Source organism: Kribbella sp., from assembly GCF_035655035.1.
GTDB lineage: Bacteria > Actinomycetota > Actinomycetes > Propionibacteriales > Kribbellaceae > Kribbella.
In genome coordinates, this window is record NZ_DASRVN010000278.1 from 1 (window position 1) to 2,099 (window position 2,099).

Here is a 2,099-nt window from a genome sequence, read left to right on the forward strand (position 1 = left end):
GCCTGGTGGGGGCCGACGTGGAGCTCGCCCCAGGTGATGGTTTTGCCGGGCTGGGTGAGCATCGGGTAGGCCTCCAGGGCACGGGCGCCGTGGGTGCGGGCGTGCGCGATGGTGGCGCGGGCGAGGTGGTACGTGAGGCCGCGGCCGCGGAAGCCCTTGCGGACCACCAGGCAGGTCACGGACCAGACGCTGTCGTCGTCCTTGTCCTCGTCGCGCTCCGTCCACGGGATCCGGGAGGTGCGCAGCTTCGGGTACGCCGTGCGTGGTTCGACGGCGACCCACCCGGCCGGTTCGCCGTCGACGTACGCGATCAGGCCGCTGGTCGACGGGGCGCCGGGGGTGCCGCAGGCGGTCTGGTCCTGGAGGCGGGTCATCCGTTCGTCGAGGGTCGAGTCCCGCCAGATCCAGCCGCGGATCTTGAACCGCTGGCATTGGCACTGCCCCGCGTCCGCCGTACCGAAGACCGCCTGCAGGTCCTCCCACGGGGCCTCGTTGGCGGGTACGACGCGTACCTGTGTCTCCTCGATCACCTGCATGATGAGCACGGTAAACCCAGTACCGGACGACCACCGTCCGGAACTAGGTTGTCCGTATGCATCGGAGCCGCGTGTCCACGTTCCTCATCGACACCCACAAGGACGATGTGGCCGCCGCCACCGCGTTCTGGTCGAAGGCGCTCGGGGTTCGTACGTCGTCGCCCGACGGCGAGCCGCAGTTCGTCTCGCTGCACGACGCCGTTCCCGGATACGTGACCGCGATCCAGTCCGTCGACGACGAGGCCCGGTACCACCTGGACATCGAGACCGACGACGTACCGGCCGAGGTGACGCGGCTGACCGGTCTCGGGGCGGTCGAGGTCGCGGAGTGGCAGGGTTGCCACACCCTCCGCGCGCCGGGTGGGCATCTGCTGTGCGTGATCCCGGTCCACAGCGACCCGCAGTACTTCGAGCAGCACGCGACCCAGTGGGGCACCGACTGACCCGCCCGCAAACGACCGGTTCGCCCGCAAACGACCGGTTCGCCCGCAGCAGAACAGTTGGCCGACGGCAGAACGGTTGGCTGACGGCAGAACAGTTGGCCGACGGCAGAACGGTTGGCTGACGGCAGAAAGTACGGCGGGGCGTCGAGGGCCGGGGCTACGCTCCGAGCCATGACAGAGCTCGCGGGAACGTTCAAGCAACCGGCGGTGGCGGAGGCCTACCAGCATCGGCCGCCGTATCCGGACGAGGTGTTCGACCGGCTGCTGGACCTGATCACCGACGCCCCGCGCCGGGTGCTGGACATCGGTGCCGGCGAGGGCGCGATCGCCCGCCCGCTGGCGCCGCGGGTCGAGCACGTCGACGCGATCGACTTCTCGCAGCCGATGGTCGACGTCGGCCGGCAGCGTCCCGGTGGCGACCACCCGAACCTCCGCTGGCAGGTGAACCCGATCGAGACTGCCGACCTCGACGGCCCGTACGCACTCGTGACCGCCGGCGCCAGCATCCACTGGATGCCGTGGGAGGTGACGTTCGCCCGGATCGTCCCGCACCTGACCCCGAACGCCCAGCTGGTGGTGATCGAGCACGGCCCGGTGGACGAGCCCTGGATGGGCGACGTGGTCCCAGTGATCCAACGGCATTCCCGCAAGCAGAACCACGACCCCAAGTTCAACGTCGTCGACGCGATCGTGGAGCGCGGTCTGCTCGACCTCACCGGTACGGCGCGTACGACGCGCGTCGGCTACCAGCAGACGGTCACCGATTACATCGAGCGGCTGCACTCCACGTCGAGCCTGGCCCGGGGCCTGATGCCCGCCGACGAGGCGGCCGAGTTCGACGCAAAGGTCGCGGAGGCGCTCCGCCCGTACGCAAAGGACGGCGTACTGGAGCTGACCATCGAGGCCGAGCTCAGCTGGGGGCGACCAAGGTAGCCGCGCGGCCCAGCAGATAGGCCTGCTCGGGAGTGCTCTGAGTGAGCCGGGCGGCGACCTCGTACGCCTCCCGAGCGGCCGCCCTGTCGCCGGCCAGCTCGAGCAGGTGAGCCCGGACGGCGGCCAGCCGGTGATGATCGCGGAGCGCCGGATCGACGTCGGCGAGCAACGTCAGCCCGGCGTCCGG

The 2,099-nt window shown here is 70.2% G+C and carries 3 protein-coding genes and 1 pseudogene; 2 read left to right on the forward strand and 2 right to left on the reverse strand.

The annotated features are described in order from the left end of the window. The coding region (locus VFF46_RS15995; RefSeq protein ID WP_325037908.1) for a GNAT family N-acetyltransferase at positions 1-536 on the reverse strand (536 nt) is incomplete at its 3' end. 56 nt (positions 537-592) lie between these two features. Here VFF46_RS15995 and VFF46_RS16000 point away from each other — a divergent pair. Then, positions 593-979, forward strand: a complete 387-nt coding sequence (locus VFF46_RS16000) for a VOC family protein (RefSeq protein WP_325037909.1) — start codon at positions 593-595, stop codon at positions 977-979. A gap of 171 nt (positions 980-1,150) precedes the next feature. After that, on the forward strand, positions 1,151-1,912 hold the full coding sequence (locus VFF46_RS16005) for a class I SAM-dependent methyltransferase (RefSeq protein ID WP_325037910.1): 762 nt from the start codon (positions 1,151-1,153) through the stop codon (positions 1,910-1,912). On the opposite strand, the pseudogene VFF46_RS16010 reads toward VFF46_RS16005, so the two are convergent. After that, positions 1,890-2,099 (reverse strand): annotated as a pseudogene (locus VFF46_RS16010) (RNA polymerase sigma factor); the annotation flags it as partial. The gene VFF46_RS16005 and the pseudogene VFF46_RS16010 sit on opposite strands and share 23 nt — an antisense overlap.

Coding starts and splice junctions, on each gene's coding strand:
- VFF46_RS16000 (WP_325037909.1), top strand. CDS start 593: ATGCATCGGAGCCGCGTGTCCACGTTCCTCATCGACACCCACAAGGAC.
- VFF46_RS16005 (WP_325037910.1), top strand. CDS start 1,151: ATGACAGAGCTCGCGGGAACGTTCAAGCAACCGGCGGTGGCGGAGGCC.